The sequence below is a fragment of the Bradyrhizobium guangdongense genome, from assembly GCF_004114975.1.
GTDB lineage: Bacteria > Pseudomonadota > Alphaproteobacteria > Rhizobiales > Xanthobacteraceae > Bradyrhizobium > Bradyrhizobium guangdongense.
In genome coordinates this window covers 2,470,771-2,488,548 of the sequence record NZ_CP030051.1, presented here as the reverse complement: position 1 = coordinate 2,488,548, position 17,778 = coordinate 2,470,771, and the positions used below count along the sequence as shown (strand labels likewise).

General features: G+C 62.9%; 21 protein-coding genes and 2 pseudogenes. 10 read left to right on the top strand and 13 right to left on the bottom strand.

The window, feature by feature from the left end; genetic code table 11:
* Positions 1-79: 79 nt before the first annotated feature.
* Positions 80-982, bottom strand: a complete 903-nt coding sequence (locus X265_RS11880; RefSeq protein WP_128964989.1) for a LysR family transcriptional regulator — start codon at positions 980-982, stop codon at positions 80-82.
* Between the two features lie 100 nt (positions 983-1,082).
* On the opposite strand from X265_RS11880, the gene X265_RS11875 reads away from it, so the two are divergent.
* The 3 genes from X265_RS11875 (at position 1,083) to X265_RS11865 (ending at position 2,791) form a co-directional block, all read left to right on the top strand.
* Positions 1,083-1,838 carry an SDR family NAD(P)-dependent oxidoreductase gene (locus tag X265_RS11875; protein ID WP_128964988.1) on the top strand — a complete coding sequence of 252 codons (756 nt, stop codon included), beginning with the start codon at positions 1,083-1,085 and terminating at the stop codon, positions 1,836-1,838.
* Positions 1,839-1,897: 59 nt separating this feature from the next.
* Positions 1,898-2,338 carry a nuclear transport factor 2 family protein gene (locus X265_RS11870; protein ID WP_128964987.1) on the top strand — a complete coding sequence of 147 codons (441 nt, stop codon included), beginning with the start codon at positions 1,898-1,900 and terminating at the stop codon, positions 2,336-2,338.
* Between the two features lie 78 nt (positions 2,339-2,416).
* Positions 2,417-2,791, top strand: coding sequence for a nuclear transport factor 2 family protein (locus X265_RS11865; RefSeq protein WP_128964986.1), 375 nt, complete (start codon positions 2,417-2,419; stop codon positions 2,789-2,791).
* A 165-nt stretch (positions 2,792-2,956) separates the two neighbouring features.
* Here the strand turns inward: X265_RS11865 and X265_RS11860 are convergent, their stop codons facing one another.
* Positions 2,957-3,916, bottom strand: coding sequence for an ABC transporter substrate-binding protein (locus X265_RS11860; RefSeq protein ID WP_128964985.1), 960 nt, complete (start codon positions 3,914-3,916; stop codon positions 2,957-2,959).
* Positions 3,917-4,074: 158 nt separating this feature from the next.
* Positions 4,075-5,484 (bottom strand): annotated as a pseudogene (locus tag X265_RS11855) (IS1182 family transposase).
* Positions 5,485-5,793: 309 nt separating this feature from the next.
* On the opposite strand from X265_RS11855, the gene X265_RS11850 reads away from it, so the two are divergent.
* Complete coding sequence (locus X265_RS11850; protein ID WP_128964984.1) at positions 5,794-5,979, top strand: hypothetical protein; 186 nt, start codon at positions 5,794-5,796, stop codon at positions 5,977-5,979.
* Positions 5,980-6,029: 50 nt separating this feature from the next.
* Here the strand turns inward: X265_RS11850 and X265_RS11845 are convergent, their stop codons facing one another.
* The 3 genes and pseudogenes from X265_RS11845 to X265_RS41305 form a co-directional block, all read right to left on the bottom strand.
* On the bottom strand, positions 6,030-6,278 hold the full coding sequence (locus tag X265_RS11845) for a hypothetical protein (RefSeq protein WP_128964983.1): 249 nt from the start codon (positions 6,276-6,278) through the stop codon (positions 6,030-6,032).
* 52 nt (positions 6,279-6,330) lie between these two features.
* Positions 6,331-6,507: a DUF3606 domain-containing protein gene (locus X265_RS11840; protein WP_128964982.1), complete on the bottom strand. Its 177-nt coding sequence runs from the start codon at positions 6,505-6,507 to the stop codon at positions 6,331-6,333.
* Positions 6,508-6,732: 225 nt separating this feature from the next.
* Positions 6,733-7,224, bottom strand: a pseudogene (locus X265_RS41305) (phytanoyl-CoA dioxygenase family protein); the annotation flags it as partial.
* Between the two features lie 280 nt (positions 7,225-7,504).
* On the opposite strand from X265_RS41305, the gene X265_RS11830 reads away from it, so the two are divergent.
* Entirely contained in the window at positions 7,505-8,752 is a 1,248-nt protein-coding gene (locus X265_RS11830) for an NRAMP family divalent metal transporter (RefSeq protein WP_128964981.1), read from the top strand.
* A 139-nt stretch (positions 8,753-8,891) separates the two neighbouring features.
* Here X265_RS11830 and X265_RS11825 read toward each other — a convergent pair whose 3' ends face one another.
* Complete coding sequence (locus X265_RS11825; RefSeq protein WP_244659490.1) at positions 8,892-9,077, bottom strand: hypothetical protein; 186 nt, start codon at positions 9,075-9,077, stop codon at positions 8,892-8,894.
* Positions 9,078-9,250: 173 nt separating this feature from the next.
* On the opposite strand from X265_RS11825, the gene X265_RS11820 reads away from it, so the two are divergent.
* Positions 9,251-10,465, top strand: coding sequence for a mandelate racemase/muconate lactonizing enzyme family protein (locus X265_RS11820; protein ID WP_164938532.1), 1,215 nt, complete (start codon positions 9,251-9,253; stop codon positions 10,463-10,465).
* Between the two features lie 6 nt (positions 10,466-10,471).
* Here the strand turns inward: X265_RS11820 and X265_RS11815 are convergent, their stop codons facing one another.
* The 4 genes from X265_RS11815 to rocF form a co-directional block, all read right to left on the bottom strand.
* Positions 10,472-10,750, bottom strand: coding sequence for a hypothetical protein (locus X265_RS11815; protein WP_128964978.1), 279 nt, complete (start codon positions 10,748-10,750; stop codon positions 10,472-10,474).
* Positions 10,751-10,855: 105 nt separating this feature from the next.
* Entirely contained in the window at positions 10,856-11,395 is a 540-nt protein-coding gene (locus tag X265_RS11810) for a c-type cytochrome (protein WP_128964977.1), read from the bottom strand.
* Positions 11,382-12,650, bottom strand: a complete 1,269-nt coding sequence (gene soxC / locus X265_RS11805) for a sulfite dehydrogenase (protein WP_128964976.1) — start codon at positions 12,648-12,650, stop codon at positions 11,382-11,384. The genes X265_RS11810 and soxC overlap by 14 nt, the downstream gene beginning before the upstream one ends.
* 156 nt (positions 12,651-12,806) lie before the next feature.
* Positions 12,807-13,784 carry an arginase gene (rocF, locus tag X265_RS11800; protein WP_128964975.1) on the bottom strand — a complete coding sequence of 326 codons (978 nt, stop codon included), beginning with the start codon at positions 13,782-13,784 and terminating at the stop codon, positions 12,807-12,809.
* Positions 13,785-14,026: 242 nt separating this feature from the next.
* Between rocF and X265_RS11795 the strand changes: the two genes are divergently transcribed.
* The gene (locus X265_RS11795) at positions 14,027-14,287 is read left to right on the top strand and encodes a hypothetical protein (RefSeq protein ID WP_128964974.1); all 261 of its coding nucleotides are present in this window, start codon (positions 14,027-14,029) and stop codon (positions 14,285-14,287) included.
* Positions 14,288-14,490: 203 nt separating this feature from the next.
* Here the strand turns inward: X265_RS11795 and X265_RS11790 are convergent, their stop codons facing one another.
* Complete coding sequence (locus X265_RS11790) at positions 14,491-14,907, bottom strand: hypothetical protein (RefSeq protein ID WP_164938531.1); 417 nt, start codon at positions 14,905-14,907, stop codon at positions 14,491-14,493.
* A 172-nt stretch (positions 14,908-15,079) separates the two neighbouring features.
* On the opposite strand from X265_RS11790, the gene X265_RS11785 reads away from it, so the two are divergent.
* Together X265_RS11785 and X265_RS11780 are read left to right on the top strand one after the other, a co-directional pair.
* Complete coding sequence (locus tag X265_RS11785) at positions 15,080-15,289, top strand: hypothetical protein (protein WP_128964973.1); 210 nt, start codon at positions 15,080-15,082, stop codon at positions 15,287-15,289.
* A gap of 132 nt (positions 15,290-15,421) precedes the next feature.
* Positions 15,422-16,450, top strand: coding sequence for a glycosyltransferase family 4 protein (locus X265_RS11780; protein ID WP_128964972.1), 1,029 nt, complete (start codon positions 15,422-15,424; stop codon positions 16,448-16,450).
* A gap of 410 nt (positions 16,451-16,860) precedes the next feature.
* Here the strand turns inward: X265_RS11780 and X265_RS42065 are convergent, their stop codons facing one another.
* Positions 16,861-17,049, bottom strand: coding sequence for a hypothetical protein (locus X265_RS42065; protein ID WP_308421737.1), 189 nt, complete (start codon positions 17,047-17,049; stop codon positions 16,861-16,863).
* Positions 17,050-17,212: 163 nt separating this feature from the next.
* Here X265_RS42065 and X265_RS42060 point away from each other — a divergent pair, with 163 nt between their 5' ends.
* Positions 17,213-17,722 carry a DUF1236 domain-containing protein gene (locus tag X265_RS42060; protein ID WP_347339914.1) on the top strand — a complete coding sequence of 170 codons (510 nt, stop codon included), beginning with the start codon at positions 17,213-17,215 and terminating at the stop codon, positions 17,720-17,722.
* The last annotated feature ends 56 nt before the right edge of the window (positions 17,723-17,778 follow it).

Sequence of the window (17,778 nt, the reverse complement as noted above, 5' to 3'; positions counted from 1 at the left end):
TGGCAGCCGACATATTCTCGGCCGAGCGATGCGGCAGCGATGGGCCACAAGCGGTCGCTCAAGCCGGCGCGCGCGGTGCCTACGCGCGACGGGACAAGTGTGCCGCGAGAAAATCGCTGAGGACGTCGATGCGCGCCGGCCGCACACGCGATGAAGGTGTGATGAAGTAGAGGCCGCCGCCCGGCAATTGCCATTCCGGCAACAGCACTTCGAGACGTCCGTCGATGACGTATGGATCAGCAACGAATGACGGCAGCTCGGCGATGCCAATTCCGTCGAGCAGAGTGGGCAACAGCGCGTCAATATTGGTGACCGACAGCGGCCCGGTAGGCGTCACCGAGACTTGCTCCCCATTCTCATGGGTGAAGTGCCAGGTGCCGGTCCGTGCGCGGTACGCATAGCCAAGGCAATGATGCACATTGAGCTCGGAAGGCGATTGCGGTCGCCCGTATCGAGCGATGTAGGTCGGCGATGCGACGATGAAGCGACTCATCGCGCGGAGCTTGCGGGCCAGCAGCGATGAGTCCGGCAGCGCCGCGATCCTGATCGCGGCATCGTAACCCTCGCCGATCAGATCGACCGCGGCGTCGCTCAGGTGGAGGTTGAGCGCGATCTCGGGATACTGACGCAGGAATTCCGGCACGATCGGCGCGATCTCCCTCAAGCCGAACGACATCGGCAGCGCCAGATTGATTGTGCCGCGCGGCCGGCTCGACAATTCGCGCGCCGCCGTTTCGGCCTCTTCGGCCTCCAGCAGCATGCGCGCGCCGCGCTCGGCCAGGCGACGCCCGAAATCCGTCAGCGCCACCTTGCGCGAAGTCCGGTTGAAGACCTGCGCGCCCAAGCGGGCCTCCAGACGCGTGATGGCGCGCGACACCGTCGCTACCGAAAGGTTGAGCGAGCGGGCAGCGCCGACAAAGGAGCGTTCCTCGGCCACCTTGGCCAACAGAGCGAGGCCTTCGAGATCGGGAAGTCGGGACATCGACACTACCATTCCTGCAACAATGACTTTCAATCATTGATATATCGGAACAGCGCGGCCGGCGACATCTTCTGTTCATCGACGAACAGGAGTGACCACCATGTCCCAGAAGCTCAACGGAAAGATCGCAGTCGTCACCGGCGGCAGCAGCGGCATCGGCCTTGCTACCGCCAAGCGCTTCGCCGCCGAAGGCGCCCAAGTCTTGATCACCGGCCGCCGCAGGGCGGAACTTGACGCTGCGGTTGCCGAGATCGGCCGCAGCGCGACCGGCGTCCAAGCCGACGTCTCCAGGCTCCCGGACCTCGATTTGCTGTTTCAGAAGGTGAAGGCCGAGGCCGGCCGCATCGACGTCCTGTTCGTCAATGCCGGCGGCGGCTCCATGCTGCCGCTCGGCCAGATCACAGAGCAGCAATATGCCGACATCTTCGATCGTAATGTGAAGGGCGTGCTGTTCACCGTGCAGAAGGCGCTGCCGCTGATCCAGGATGGCGCCTCGATCATCCTGACCGGCTCCACAGCCGGCATCGAAGGCACCGCCGCCTTCAGCGTCTATGCCGCCTCCAAGGCCGCGGTGCGCTCGTTCGCGCGGAACTGGATCCTCGACCTCAAGGGCCGCAGCATTCGCGTCAACACGCTGAGCCCCGGCGCAACCCGCACGCCCGGCCTGGTCGAACTCGCCGGCCCCGACGCTGCCCAGCAGCAGGGTCTGCTGGACTATCTCGCCTCGCGCATTCCGATGGGCCGCGTCGGCGAGCCCGAGGAGATCGCCAAGGCTGCCGTCTTCCTCGCTTCCGACGATGCCAGCTTCGTCAACGGCATCGAACTTTTCGTCGATGGCGGCCAGGCCCAGATCTGAACCCGGCCTTCGCTGCCGATCGCATTCCCCTTCCTGCAATCTCACCGAAAACGAAGATCATGACCGAGAACGAACGCATCATCCGCAAGCTCTACGACGTAGCCGAACTTCAGGACTCCCGTGGTTTCACCGAGATGTTCACCCCGGATGGTTATTTCTGGGATGTCTCTGCCGGCCAGAAATACTACGGTGCGGATATCGGCAAGACCGTCGACATCTATGCCAATGCCTTCCCCGACATGCATCGCGAACTCGGATTGGTCTATGTCACCGGTGACGTCGTCATCGTCGAACTGTCACTGAACGGTACCCATAAGGGACCGCTGGCCCTCTCCGCCGGCATCATCCCGGCCACCGGCAACGAGATACATACACCGTGCTGCGATGTCTTCCATCTGGAGAATGGCAAGGTGAAGTCGTTCCACTGCTATACGGCGGGCACGATCCTGATGGCCCAGCTCGGCGTGCTGGGAAATCTTCAGGCCGCGATCACCGGCTGAACGGAAGTCTTAAAATGCCGATATGCCGGGAGCTCCACCACATCGGCACGCCCCCCGCATCACATCGAGGACTACATCATGTCGACCGGTGAACCGGACTACGATCGTCTGCTGCGCTCCAATCTCGAGCGCGTCTTCAATGAGCGCAATGCCGCGAGGCGCACCGCGGCCGTCGCCGAACTGTCCGGTGCCGACCCCGTCATGTTCGAATCGGCCAACGTGGTGCGGGGGCAAAGCGCCATCGTCGATGCCGCCGGGCAACTGCTCGCGCAGTTCGGCGCTGACTTCGCCTTCGTGCCGATTGGCCATGCCGTCGGTCATCACGGACTTGCCCGCCTATCCTGGCAGGCGGGTCCGCGCACCGGGCCGGTCGCCGTCACCGGCACCGACGTCGCCGAGATTGTCGATAGCCGGATCGCGCGGCTATGGGTCCTGCTCAATCCAACTGCGTAAGATTCCCTCCACTCTCTCTTAGCCTGCCAAGTCAGCCTTTGGTCATTCGCGACGGTTTGGCCGGTCTAGGTCACGTCCGGTCCACTCCAGACAGCCGACATATCCTCGATCCCTGGATGCGGCAGCGATGGGCCACGCGGACTCATGCCCTGCAGCGGGAGCGCTCTACTCAATCACCTCGTCGGCGCGAGCCAGAAGCGTAGCTGGCAGTTGCAAACCGAGCTGCTTGGCTGTTCTTTGGTTCACGACAAGCTCAAGCTCCGTTGGGGCTTGCACTGGCAACTTGCTGGGATCGACGCCACGTAATATTCGGTCAACGTAGGACGCTCCTCCGACATGTATTTTGTTGATGTCCACTCCATAAGACATAAGGCCACCCGCTAGGCAAAATAGGCGAAGCGGGTAGATTGCAGGCAGTCGAGATTGCGCAACGAGCGCGACAATCTGGTCACTTTGCATCGTCGTGAGAGCGTCTGGCAGAAAGATTAGTCCACTATTCGGCCGGTCCTTGAGGGAGTGAATGAGCCGCTCAATGTCCGCACTGTTGCCCGTCGGTGTGTCGACTGAAGCGATGCCCGACTTATCTGCAATTTGGTCGATCGACTTGCGGAAAGCCGCCGAGTTGTTTCCGGGCTCAGGATTGTAGACCAGGCCTATATGTTCAATGTTCGGTGCTATCTCCTTTAGGAGAGAGACCCACTTTCCTCCCAACGACGGCTCAAATGGCGTAAAACCCGTGACGTTGCGGCCGGGGTTCGACAGGCTTTCGACGTAATGCATTCCAACGGGATCACTGACCATGACGAAGACGGTCGGGATGGTAGTGCCTTCGGCGTGCAACGCCGCCATAGATGTGTTGGTTTCCGCAAACAGCACGTCAGGCTTCAACTCGATTAATTCGCGGGCACCCTGCCGAGTTCGATCAGTGTCGCCCCCGGTTATTCGTGCCTCGATCTGAAGGTTTCGGCCCAAGGTCCACCCACGTTGCTCAAGAGCCGCTTCAAGCGCCTTCTCGGTTCTCGGGCTCGCGACCAGTACCCCAACATGGCGAACTTGGTCCTGAGCTCTCGATCGACCAATGGTAGCAAGCGCGCTCAGGCTTACGATGAACTCCCGTCGCCTCATTCATGCCCCCTGATCAGTAGTTCCCAGACTACCATCTCATAGCCCAGATGCACCCGCTACGGCACCACAAACAGCTTGGCGCCGATGTCTGCTTGGGGTCTTGGTCGTGTAATACGTCCTAACAGGGTCGTTAGCCTGAAGCCAAGACTGGGCCGGCCTTAGGCCGCGACCGCGGCGATCGGCGGCCTAATCCCGAGGATATTCATTACTCGGGTTAGGTTATAGGCCAAAACCGAGAGGGCCATCTCAGCGGCTACCCTTGGCAGAGTCTTGGTCAGGAAGTGCGTCGCTCCCCTCGACAGTCTCGCGACGAAGGCGCATAGCGAGCGGGTTCGCATCGAGCCGCTGCTGCACGGCGTCGAGTAGATCCTCGTGCTCCCATCGCGTAATCCGGCGCTCTGACCCGGACGTGCACTGGGGTTTGATCGAACAGTTCTTACAGGCGTTGGTCCAGTAGCGCCGCAGCATCTTGTCGGCTTCTTCGTTTGTATAGCGATACGGCAATCGCTCCCCGGCCGGACAACGATAGGCGTCTTCCTCAGGCAAATAGACGAAGTCCTGCTTACCGAAGCGTCCGTCCGACTTGGCGCCCGAAGTCATCGGCTTGGGCAGAGTTACCGTGATGCCGGCCTCGTGGCAGGCGAGGATCTCCGGGCTGCTGAAGTAGCCGCGATCGGCAACGGCCTCGAGCGTCTCAGTCTTCAGAACGGCCTTCGCCTGCATGGCCATATTAGCAAGTTGTGCCCGATCTGAGCCGCTGTTCGTCACCTCATGCGCAATGATCAGGTCATGGTCGGTATCGACGGCGACTTGGACATTGTAGCCGACAACGCCGGATCCGCGGCCACTGGTTGCCATCGAACGGCTGTCCGGATCGGTCAGGGAGATTTGCTGATCGGGCGAAGCAAGCATCTGCTTCTCGTAGGCGGCAAGCTTGCCCATCTCCTCCTTCAGCTTCGTCAGCTTCTCGGTAAGCCTCGTCACCTTCGCCGACAGCGCCTCGCTCGGCTCCTGTCGGTCTGCCGTGTCAAGTTGGCTCAGATAGCGCGCGACGCTCTCCTCCAACTGAGCGCGCCGCCGCTCCACCTTCGCGCGCGCGAAGTTTCTGTCCCGGTTGTCACGACCTTGAACTTGCTTCCGTCGATGGCGACGCTGGACGTCATGAGAAGACCCATCCCGCGGCAGAGCTCGACAAAGCGCGCACATACCTTGCGCAACGCCAGGCCGTTGTCCTTGCGGAAGTCGGCAATCGTCTTGTGATCGGGAGCGAGCCGACCCAGCAGCCACATCACCTCGACATTGCGCCCGGCCTCTCGTTCCAGCCGCCGGCTCGACTGCACTCGGTTCAGATAGCCGTAAATGTAAAGCTTAAGGAGAACCGAGGGATGGTACGACGGCCGACCGGTGGCCGCCGGCTCAGCACCCTCAAAGCCCATCTCAGCCAAACTGAGCGCATCGACAAATACGTCGATCACGCGAACTGGGTTACTCTCTTCAATGAAGTCATCGAGGCATTCGGGCAACAGCGTCCGCTGCCCACGATCCGCCTCTTCAACGAAGCGCCTCATCGATTCCCCCAAAAGAATCACAGGAGAATCATAGCAGCCGCCCGCCGTTTTCACACAGCCAGGGTCATAAGCTGCCGCCGCGTACTCTCCGCGGTACGTCCGCTGTTGAACAGCTTGCTGACGCTCTACGGCCCCGACCACGCAGCCGCGTCGGCTAGCCATCCGCGCCAACGTCTCCTCCGGATCAGCGCGAACTGGATCGTGGCCGGTCCTTTCAAACTTTAATCGAATGCATCCGAGCGAATTCGGCGGAATGAAATCTGTCCGCCCCATGCTGGTACATGTCGCGTTCTCACGATGAGGGAGCCAATGTACTACGTCGCCGCCGCACTGCTTGGGCTTTCGGGACTGTTCTATTCGGCGGGCCATCGCGAGCTCGGCTCGTTCGGCGCGGACGTGTGCAGCTACGGCGGGCGCTTCTGCGACAGCCCGGCGATCGTCTTCACCGGCGCGGCGCTGGCCGCGGCCTGGGGCATGTTCGTCAGCGTCAAGTAGGACGCCGCCCAACGGCCGCGACCAGCGCCGGGTCCGTTGCGCGTCGAGGCCTACTGGCGGGCCGCGCCGCTCGCTCCGGGAATCTGCCCGCCGAATTTCGACGGTCCGGTGCCGCTGGGACTGGTCGGTCCACCAGCTGTGCCGTTCGGGTCGGTGCGGGCCGCGGTCCGTCCCGGGCCGTGCATCATGTTCATCGCGCTGGACCAGCCGTGATGGCGGGCATGGCGGCTCGCGTGGGCCGAGGCAGAGCCGGCCGGGATTGCGAGCAGGATCGCCAGGGTCAGGGTCGCTGCTTTCATCGGTGTTTCCTCCTGTTGGGAAAACCGTTCGGCGAGCTCAACGTTCCTCCCCTCATAGGGCCAGCTCTTTGCGGACCGCGGCTGCGGAATTGCCGACCTTGTCGACGGCCTTTTGCAGCTCCTGCCTGGAGACACCGAGCGCGTGAGTCCAATACTTGACCTCAAGCGCCTCGTTCATGTTGATTTTGCTGCGGTCCGGCTGTTCGCGCTTGGTCAGATGATCCTTCACGGCGTCCTCCTGTAGGAGAGAAGAACGTCCAGCCTGCCCGCGCCGTTCCGAGCGGGACAAACAGCTCCGAGGTATCCATCCGCACATCGCGGATGGCGCGGCACGCATCCTGGGTCGGCCGATGACGCTCCTGCACGAAGCTCGGCAGCAATGAACGCCGCCGCGCCCGGAACGGTTCAGAGTCGCACCGTGCGGCAAGTCAGCGTCGATCACCAGGATGTCCCCTGCCTCGCCCGCCATGATCAGCGCTGAAGCCTCATCAGGCTCACCACGGTCGAGATGGCCTGGAACGAGGCGCGTGGCGCCGTTGTCAGGCCCGTAGGCATCGAGGAAGACCAGGGCAGCGATGGCTTTGGTGCCTGCACCGTCGCGGTGCAGAGGCTGATGGCCGCCGCCCGGGAGCGGCTCGCGTCCCTCGACCTGAGCCAGAAAGACCGGACAGGCCAGGATGTGCGCTCCCGCCGCAAGCAGGAGCGGCAGGCGGCAGGTTCGCTGGACCGTTGGATCGAGATCGACCAGCGCATGCCGCCAGCCGCTTCCGCGGGGCGCCGACCATTGGTCGACGGTGCCTACACCGGCGTCGAAGGCGGCCCGCAGCGCATCGCGCCAAGCCGCCGGCACGGCACCGCGGAGCAGGAGATAACCGTCGCGGGTCAATGCAGCGGCTTGATCGGGCGCGAGCGGATTGACCTGGGTGGGCGTGATGCCATGCCGCATCAGCGCTCCATAAATTTTAACGTGTAGGCCGCGACAGCGTCGTGCCTCACCGCAAGCGGCAGAGTTACGCGCCCGTCTCGAAGCGATGCAAGAAGCGCCGCAACGGCCCGCAGCGGCATGCGGAGGCGGGTCGCCGGCCGAGCCCGAGGGAACTTTCCTGGCAGGTTCGCGCTTAAACCTCGAATTCGCAATTTCCGGAAGGTGAGCCCTGTCGAACCGGTCCAAACCTGAAGCCTCCAAGCGCGCCACCGTCGCTGCGCCGACCAAGTCCGCACCGACGCTGCTGCAGCGGCTCGGGCCGGGCCTGATCACCGGTGCGGCCGACGACGATCCCTCGGGCATCGCCACCTATTCCCAGGCCGGCGCGCAATTCGGCTATGGACTGCTCTGGACGGTGTTCCTGACCACGCCGTTCATGATCGCGATCCAGCTCGTCAGCGCACAGATCGGCCGCGTCACCGGCAAGGGGTTGGCCGCGAATGTGATGGAGCTCGCGCCGCGATGGCTGGTGCTCGGGCTGGTGGCGCTGCTCGTGATGGCGAACACCTTCAACATCGCCGCCGACATCGCCGCGATGGCGGAATCGCTCTCGCTCGTCATCGGCGGGCTCAACCACGAGCACGCGCTGATCTTCGCCGCCGGTTCGACCCTGCTGCAGGTGTTTCTGCCCTATCGCCGCTACGCGCCGGGGCTGAAATTCCTCACCCTGGCGCTGTTCGCCTATGTCGCGACCGCCTTCACCGTGAAGATTCCCTGGAGCACCGCGCTGCTGGCCGCCGTGTGGCCGAAAGCGGACATCAGCGCCGACTATCTCATGATGGTCGTCGCCGTGCTCGGCACCACCATCAGCCCGTACCTGTTCTTCTGGCAGGCTTCTCAGGAGGTCGAGGAGATGAATCTCGGCACGCGCGACAAGCCGCTGCGCGAGGAAACCAGGCGCGGCGGAGATCCCGAGCTCACGCGCATCAGGGTCGACACGATCTCCGGCATGCTGCTGTCGAACGGCATCGCGTTCTTCATCATCCTGACCACGGCCTCGGTGCTGAACGCCAACGGCGTCACCAACATCAATTCGGCGACGCAGGCGGCCGAGGCGCTGCGGCCGCTCGCCGGCGACTTCACCTTCGCGCTGTTCGCGCTCGGCATCATCGGTACGGGCCTTCTGGCGATCCCGGTGCTGGCGGGCTCGGCGGCTTACGGCGTCGCCGAGATCTTCGGCTGGCGCGCCACGCTGGAGGCACGGCCCGAGAAGGCGGTCGGCTTCTACACCATCATCGCCGCCGCAACCATCATCGGCTTCGGGCTCGGCTTCACCGGGATCGATTCCATCCACATGCTGGTGTGGAGCGCGGTGCTCAACGGCGTCGTGGCAGTTCCGATCATGGCGATGATGATGTTGATCGTCTCGAGCCGCGCCATCATGGGCCGCTTCAGGGCCCGCCAATGGCTGATCGTGCTCGGCTGGCTCGGCACCGGGCTGATGGCGCTGGCCGTGCTCGCGATGCTCGGCTCGTCGGTGATTGGCTAAACCGGCGACAGCGCCGCCGAGATTTGCGAGGCGATGATGAAGGCTGCGAACACGGCCGGCACGCTGATGAATCGCAAGAACTGATCCAGTGAAAGCATCGTCGTCTTCCCCCAAGGACAAAGCGCCCTCGCCCGCCGCGCTACTCCACCCCGTGCGCGACGTGCTGATCGGCCGTCAGAATCTGATCGGAAATGGCGGCCCCACCCATCGTGAGCAGCGCCAGGATCGAAATCATCGCCATGAATTTCATGCGCGGAAGGTCGATTCCGATTGTGGCCAAAAGCGTCAGGGCTTGGCGCAATTTCGGGACGATCCCAAGAAACATCACGACCTCCGGACTTCTACGGAGCTTCCGCCGGCACAGTCAAAATTCGATGGCTGGTCAAGCGTTTGCGGACTTCACGGCACTCGGTCGTTAGCTTACCAATTGTGGCTGGGCCCAGGCTTGCGACCGGGACACAAATCAAGAAGACGCCGCACGGCGCGACAGGGAGCGACATGACAAAATCATCAAAAGCAACAAGTCTGGAGATCCTCGCCTGCGACGCCGGCTGGAGGAATTACCATTTCGTCAAGGTGACGACGGAAGACGGCGTCGTTGGCTGGAGTGAGTTTGACGAGGGCTTTGGCTCACCCGGCGTCGGTGCTGCGATCCAGCGGCTCTCGGGGCGCGTCATCGGCCAGAACGTCTTTCAGCACGAGCGCATCCATGCCGAATTGTTCGCAGCGACCCGCCCCGCGGCCGGCGGTGTGGTGGCCCAGGCGCTCGGGGCGATCGAGAATGCATTGCTCGATGCCAAGGCCAAATGCCTCGCCGTCCCCTGCTACGAGCTTCTCGGCGGCAAGATCCGCGACCGGATCAGGGTCTACTGGTCGCATTGTGCGACGTGGCGGATCAATCATCCGTCCTGGTACAAGCCGGCCATCGAAAACCTCGACGGCGTCAAGGCGATGGGCCAGGAGGTGCGCGAGAAGAAATTCACCGCGCTCAAGACCAACATCTTCTCCTACGACGAAGGCAAGCCGACCGGCTGGCGGCCCGGCTTCGGCTCGCCCTTTGCGCCCGAGATCAACGTTGACCGCAAGATCCTGCGTGACCTGCGCATGCATCTGGAAGCAATCCGCGACGGCGCAGGCCCCGACGTCGACATCCTGCTCGACTGCAATTTCAACGCCAAGACCGAAGGCTATTTGAAGATCCTGCGGGAGATCGCCGATCTCGACATGTTCTGGATCGAGATCGACAGCTTCAATCCGCAGGCCCTCGGCTACATCCGCAGGCAAAGTCCGCATCCGATCTCCTCGTGCGAGACGCTGTTGGGCTTGCGCGAATTCCTGCCCTATTTCCACGAACAGGCGATGGACGTGGCGATCATCGACACGCCCTGGAATGGCCTGTGGCAATCGATGAAGATTGCCTCGGCCGCCGAAGCCTTCGAGGTCAACGTCGCGCCGCACAACTTCTACGGTCATCTCTGCTCGATGATGAACGCGCATTTCTGCGCGGCTGTGCCGAACCTGCGCATCATGGAGATCGACATCGATCGTCTCGCCTGGGACCGCGAGCTCTTCACGCATGAGCCGGAGATCGTGAACGGTCATCTGATCATACCGGACCGTCCCGGCTGGGGCACCGAGCCGAACGAGGAAGCCCTTCGCGCCCATCCGCCGAAAACGAGCGGCGGACTCTTGAATTACGGCCGCAAGAGCTGAGAAACCCTAAGGCGTCACGGGGTTGACGGCTGGCGACGTCTTCGGCCGCGCGGGTTCGATCGGCGACTTCGGTTCGGTTGGGAGCACGATGGCTCCGGCCGCACGTGCCGCTTCACCCGTGGTCGCGTACATCGCGACGTGCGCGGGTTGGGTCTTGGCCCGGCTCCAGGGGCCGTGGTCGACGATCAGCATCGCCGCAATCGTCACTGCCGCCACGATCAAAGCAATGACGCCGGGGTGACGGAGCGCCGTAGACATGGAATCTGCGAAACGTTCATCGGTCATCGAAGGGTCCGCTTATTTCCTATCGCAGGTTAATTCCGTTCTCCCCACCCGGTTCCCCTGAAGCGGCCAGCAAGTTCCAAACCAAAGCTCGGAACTCCGCCGTCATCACTTCACGTCCGGGCGGGCATCGCCCACGAACCCGTCACGATTGGGCATTTTGATGGCTGCAAGCGAGTCCGCATCGAGCGTCGCATCGGGTCCCACCACGCCATTGAGATTGAGGATAAAGGCCGACACCGCATAGACGTCCTCGTCGCTCAACGACTGCGGGGCATTCTGCGGCATGGCGCGGCGGATGTAGTCGAACAATGTCGGCGCATAGGGCCAATAGCTGCCGACCGTGCGGATTGGCTTCGCCGTCGCGATCGTGCCTTGCCCCCCGACGAGGCGATCACCGACCCCACCTTCGCCCTTGTCGCCATGACATGACGCACATTGCTGCGCAAACACCTCGCGTCCGTGGCTGACTGATCCGCGTCCCCCGGGAAGATTGCGACCGTCGCGCCCAATGTCGATGTTCCAGCCTGCGATCTCAGCCGCGGTTGCCGGCCGGCCGATGCCATATGGACCTTCCGCCTGCGCTCCGCTGACCGAGCCACACAGAATGACGGCAACAACGACGATCCAGGTCTCACGCCAGCGCATTGGTCACGTCTCCGTCGGCCGCGATGCGCCAGGGCCAGATCGCGTTGTTGTGGTAGAAGAAGTTCTCGCCGCGGACCGCGAGCAGTTCGGCGAGCGTCGGTTGCACATAGCCGGTCTCATCGATCGCGCGGCTCTGGATCACCACGGGCTTGCCGTCCCACTGCCAGGGCAGGCGGAAGCGCGTGAGGGCGCGCGTCAGCACCGGCTCCTGCAGTCGTGCATCCTGCCAGCTCTGGCCGTCATCGAGGGATATTTCGACGCGTTTGATCTTGCCGTGGCCGCTCCAGGCGATGCCGGTGATTTCGTGGAAGCCCGGTGCGCTCAGACGCTGGCCGCCGGAGGGGCGCGTGATGATAGACTTCGCTTCCATGTAGAAAGAAAACTCGCGCGCCGTGCCATCAGGCAGCAGGTCGGTGTATTTCGAGGTCTCCTCGCGCGAATAGACCGGCTCGGCGGCCACGTGCAGCCGGCGCAGCCATTTCACATTCATATTGCCTTCAAATCCCGGCAGCAGCAGCCGCAACGGATAGCCCTGCTGCGGGCGAAGCCGCTCGCCATTCTGGCTGTAGACCAGCATGGCGTCCTCAAGACACTTCTCGATCGGGATGCTGCGGGTCAAAGCGGCCGCGTCCGCGCCTTCGGCGATTACCCATTTGGCCTCCGGCTTCAGCCCGGCCTCCTCGAGCACCAGCTTCAGGCTGACGCCCGTCCATTCGGCGCAGCTCAGGAGGCCGACGAGATCCGAAGCCGTCTTGCCGTAGGGTTTGGTGTAACCAGGATTTCCCGAGCATTCGAGGAAGTGGATGCGAGACTCCGATGGGAAGCGCCTGAGATCGTCCATGGTGAAGATCAGCGGCCGTTCGACGAGCCCGTGAAGCATCAAGCGATGCTGCACCGGATCGATGGTCGGAACGCCGCCGTGATGCCGCTCGTAGAACAGCCCGTTCGGCGTGATAATGCCGTCAAGCTCCTGCAGCGGCGTGCGGCCGGAGGCCGAAATGTACTGCTTCAGGTTCTTCGAGATGTTCTTGATCACACCCTTCTCGAACGGCGATGGCGCTCCATAAGGTTGGCTTCCCATGGGATCGCCGGGTGTCTTCATCCAATCTGGGACGTGGGGCGGAAGGTTGTCCGTCTCTGCGGCGGCCGAAACACCGGCCCCCAGGACAACGCCGCTTGCCACGGCCCCGCCTTGCAGGAAGCGACGGCGCGTCGTTCGGGCGGATTGATCTTCGATGTCGCTCTTGCTGCTCATTGCGGACCCTCGGCTCAAGGTTGGCCCGCATGAAAGCTTCTACGACGCAAATATGCAATTCTCGCGCATTTCAAAAACAGGCCATTTTGATCAGAACTGACCTAAGTCCACCGGCTGCAAGAGCAGTTCCATTTTTCGCGACGCACAAACGCGGCGTCATTCTCCCGGCGCGATCGCATTGCTGGGAGTGGGTCGATCGGTGATCTGCTGACCGAACAGGCTGCCGATCAGTTCTACGGCGGTGCGCGCGGTGCGGCCACGCGCATCCAGGAACGGATTGAGCTCGACGATGTCGACGGATCCCACCACGCCGGAATCGTGCAGCAGCTCCATGATCAGATGCGCCTCACGATAGGTCGCCCCTCCCGGCACGGTGGTGCCAACGCCAGGCGCGACGCAAGGATCGAGAAAATCGACATCGAAGCTGACATGCAGCACGCCGTTGTTCGCCTTGACGCGCTCGATGACACGCCGGATCAGAACCGCGACGCCGAACTCGTCGATCTGGCGCATGTCGACGACCCTGATCCGGCGCGCACGCATCAGCTCCTTCTCGAGCTTGTCGATCGAACGCGCGCCGAACAGGTCCAGCCTGTTCGGATCAATCGAGACCCGCCGATCATCGCCCAGCAGCCCGTCAAGGCCGGCCTCGCCGCACAGAAATGCCGCCGACATGCCGTGCATATTGGCCGTGATCGTCGTCTCCGGCGTGTTGTAGTCGGCATGGGCATCGAGCCAGAGCACGAACAGTTCGCGTCCGCGCTCCTGCCAGTGTCGCGCCATCGCATTGACCGAACCCATGGACAGAGTGTGATCGCCGCCAAGGAAGATCGGCAGAGCACCGGTTTGCGCGATCTCATAGCCGCGACGACTGAGCACGCGCGTCCAGCGCTGGATTTCGCGGTAGTGGTTGGCCTTCTCCGGCGGCTTGTCGCGGAGATCGCCGACTTCGGCAACCGACAGGTCGCCGTAATCGACCACTTCGAAATCCAGGCTTTCCAGCAGCGTTGCAAGCCCGGCCGTCCGCAGCGCCGCAGGGCCCATCAAGGTACCGCGCTGCGAAGCACCCATGTCGATGGGGGCGCCCAGCAGCGCGATGCGCCGGGCTCGATCCGCAATGGTTCGATCGGTCACGGCAATCTCCTAAGGTCCGCAAAGGCTGCATCCAGCGTAACAGAGATTCGCACCCGTCGTTTCCCGGGGGGCTGGAACGAATTCCTGCCCGCCGCATTTTCACTGCACGGTCGGCACCCGCCGTTCAAGACGGCGCCTGTCGCGGATAGCCAAAGGCCCACGGGCCCGCTGTTCAGAACAAGCGCACGCGCGGATAGCCAAAGGTGCCGACCTCGTTTGTTTCGTCAATTTGGAGATGGCGCTTGAGCACGGACATCCCCCGGTCCACATCCCAGCCCGGTATGGCCGAGCGCGCCATCGACGCGGCGGCCGACGTGTCCCGCACCATCGGCGAGGTGACGGGAGGTCTGCATGCCGCCGTCGATCGGCTTACTAATGCGATCGATGAAGCGCGAAAGCCTGGACGGCCACTCGCGACGGTGGCGGCCATCACACGCGAAGCGCCCCTGGCCAGCCTGTTTGTGGCTTTCCTCTTCGGCGTCGCGGTCGCGCGTCGGCGCTAGAGCGTCGAAGAATTAGCGCCAAGTCCTGCTCTTGTTGCCAACCCTGCCCTTATTGAAGGTGTGCTGGCTGCGGGCGGTCCGCTGGAGACTGGCTCGTCGTTACGCATCGCCGATGCAAATGACGTCCTGATCGAGAAAGGCCGCGCGATCCCGGGCGCGGCCCATATCGTGATCGGAAGGAGCGTCGTGCTCAGAAGTAGCGCTCACCAATGGTGATGATGCCAACGGTGTCGCACCACGGGATAGGACCCGCGGTAATAAGCGTAGGCGGGACGCACGACGTGGCGATAGCGATAGCCATATGTCACGGGCCGCGTGTAGTAGGTGGTCGTGGCGTATCCGCTGCCCCAGCGGTACGGGGCATCATAGTCGTAATCGTAAGCGTAGGGCCCGCCATAGTAGCCGGCCCCGTAATAGCCTGGACCGTAGCCGTAGTAGCCGTAGCCTGGCCCCCAGCCATAGGCCGAGGAGGCAAGCCCGCCGATCACCGCACCGGCAACAAGGCCGCCGGCGATCCCCGGGCCCCAGTCTCGCCACTGAGCTTGGGCGGGAGACGTCGCCGCTATTGAACTCAGACCAAGTGCGCCGGCCATCAGGGCCGACATTGCGATCTTATTCATCGAGATTTCCTTTCACATCCACATTGCTCGCGCCCCGTCGACAACGGGAAAAATAGGCAATGGTTGCTGCTACCGGCCTGCTTCCTCTCTTCGTCTAAAGAACGGGAAAAACCGGAAACTTTCCGAAGTGCCTTGAGTTGGCAGCGAACGAGCCGCCTCCGGAGAGTGAAGCATGGTCGATGAAACCGTCTTGAAGAACGCTGCGGAAACGGCATGGACGGTGTATCGGGCCCAGCATCCCGATGTCGACGCTCACGACAACAGGCGCTGTCTGCTTGAGCGCCACCTGCACAGAAGAGGGGAAGAGCGCGAGAGCGACACCGAAGAACTCGCCAGCTTCGGGATAGCCTATCTGCACCAGCTTCCCGAAGACGAATGTTGACGGGCATGAAAATGCTCGTCGCGCGCGTAGCCCGCGGAAGCACAAGGCCGAGTTGGACGTTGCTCGCGATTTCCTTCGTGATCTCCGCGATCATCGTGATTGGCTTGCGGATCGTATTTGGGGCCTAAATCGATGCGGATCGCCCAGCTTGCACCGTTGGCCGAGAGCGTTCCTCCCAGGCTTTACGGCGGCACGGAACGGGTGATCGCCTGGCTGGTGGACGAACTGGTCGCGCGTGGCCACGACGTCACCCTGTTCGCGAGTGGCGATTCAAATACGGCGGGAAAGCTGCACGCGGTGTGGCCGCGGGCTCTGCGCCTGGGACGCAAGGGCGTCGATCCGAGCGCGGCCTGCGCGCTGCTGATCGAGGCCATCGCGGAGCGTGCGCGCGACTTCGACGTGATCCACTCCCATGTGGACTGGCTGCCCCTGCCCGTGCTGAGCCGAACCGGGGTGCCGTTTCTGACGACAATGCACGGCCGGCTCGACCTTCCGGGCCTCTCCGATGTGGTCGCGCGTTTTCCGACAGCCCCATTCGTCTCCATCTCCGACAATCAGCGCCGTGCGCTGCCGAACGCGAACTGGCTCGCGACGATTCCGCACGGCCTGCCCCGGGATCTATTCCGGCCTCGCTACGAAAAGGGCTCGTACCTCGCCTTTCTCGGACGGCTCACCGCGGAGAAGGGGCCGGAAGATGCCATACGGATCGCGCGCGCCGCCCGAATGCCGCTGCGCATTGCCGCCAAGATACCTCGCGCCGAGACAACCTACTTCACGAAGAAACTCGAGCCCGAGATCGATGGCGAGAACATCGAGCTTGTCGGGGAGGTGGACGAAATCCGCAAGCAGCCGTTCCTCGCCGGTGCTGCCGCCTTGCTGTTTCCAATCGACTGGCCGGAGCCCTTCGGCCTGGTCATGATCGAAGCGATGGCGTGCGGCACGCCCGTGATCGCCTATCGTTCGGGATCGGTGCCGGAAGTCGTGGAAGACGGGGTCACGGGCTTTATCGTGGACAGCGAGGAACGGGCAATTGCAGCGGTCGACGAAGTTGGTCGACTTGATCGAAGAGGAGTCCGCGCCCGTTTCGAGCAGCGGTTCGCCGCGAGCCGGATGGCGAGTGAGTACGAACGCCAATATCGCGAGCTGGCCGCTGGCGCGTGAATCTCGTTAGGGCGGACTTTGCCCTGAGTTCCGCCCAATCCTGGCTGCACGCCATATCGCGCCAGCAGCAAGGCGTGCTGTTGCCAAAACTTCCCGGTCCGGAACCGCGCGGCGCACCAAGGGTTGATCAACATACACATTAGGAGGTTCCAGATGAACAAGCGTCTATTCCTGGCTACGACCGCTGCCCTCGCAATCGCAACGTCGGCGTTCGCACAATCGTCTCCGAGCACATCCAGCTCCACCCAATCGGCGACGCAGCATCCACAGGACTCCACATCGACGACGCCCCCATCGTCTTCGACGTCGGCCCCATCATCCAACTCGGCTTCAGGATCTGCCCAAACCAGTCCTTCGACCAATTCGGCCCAGACACAGTCTCCGTCCTCGACCGGTCAGACTGCCGCAGGTCAGTCATCGAGCCCAAACACCACCACCAACACCACGCAGGCGCCGGGGTCGGCCACGTCGACCAACCAGGCACAGACCAATCCGCCCGCCAACCAGACCGCCACGCCTTCGAACCAGGCGCAGACAAGCTCCCCCACACCATCGAGCACCCAGACGCAGAACGCCAACCCACCGGCGTCGGGCAGCAACCAGGCGCAGTCACCGGCGGCTAGCGGCTCGACCAATACGGCCCAGCAGCCGAACAATCAGCAGACCACGGCCGATCGTTCGTCCAACACCAACGTGAACGCGTCAGTGAACATCAACGATCAGCAGCGGACCCGCATCAGTTCGTCGATTTCGCACTTGAACGTGCAACCGCTGACCAACGTGAACTTCTCGCTGTCGGTCGGCACAATCGTGCCGCGCGATGTCCGCCTGCAGCCCTTGCCGGCCGATGTTGTCGAGATCGTGCCGCAATATCGGGGCTACAATTTCGTCCTGGTCAAGGACGAGATCGTGATCGTTGAGCCGTCCAGCGAGAAGATCGTGGCCGTCCTGCCGTACTCCGGCCGCTCCACTGCGTCGGCGCCGGCACCTACCGAGAGGCGCAAGACGACGTTCAGCGATCGCGACCGCGAGGTGATCCGCAAGCACGCGAAGGCCCGCCCGGTCGAGCATGAGCGGCGGACGACGGGCAGCACAGTCCGTACCGAGATCCGGACCGGCGAGCGCGTGCCTGATGGCGTGGAGATCGAGGCCTTTCCGGAGGAAGTGTATCGGGATGCTCCGACCCTTCGCGAGTACCGGTACATCAACCGGGACAGCCACACCTACATCGTCGAGCCGCAAGACCGCCGGGTCATCGAAGAGATCGATTGATCCTTTCGAAAGCAGATGCCTAACCGAGCAAGAAGGGCCGCAACATTGCGGCCCTT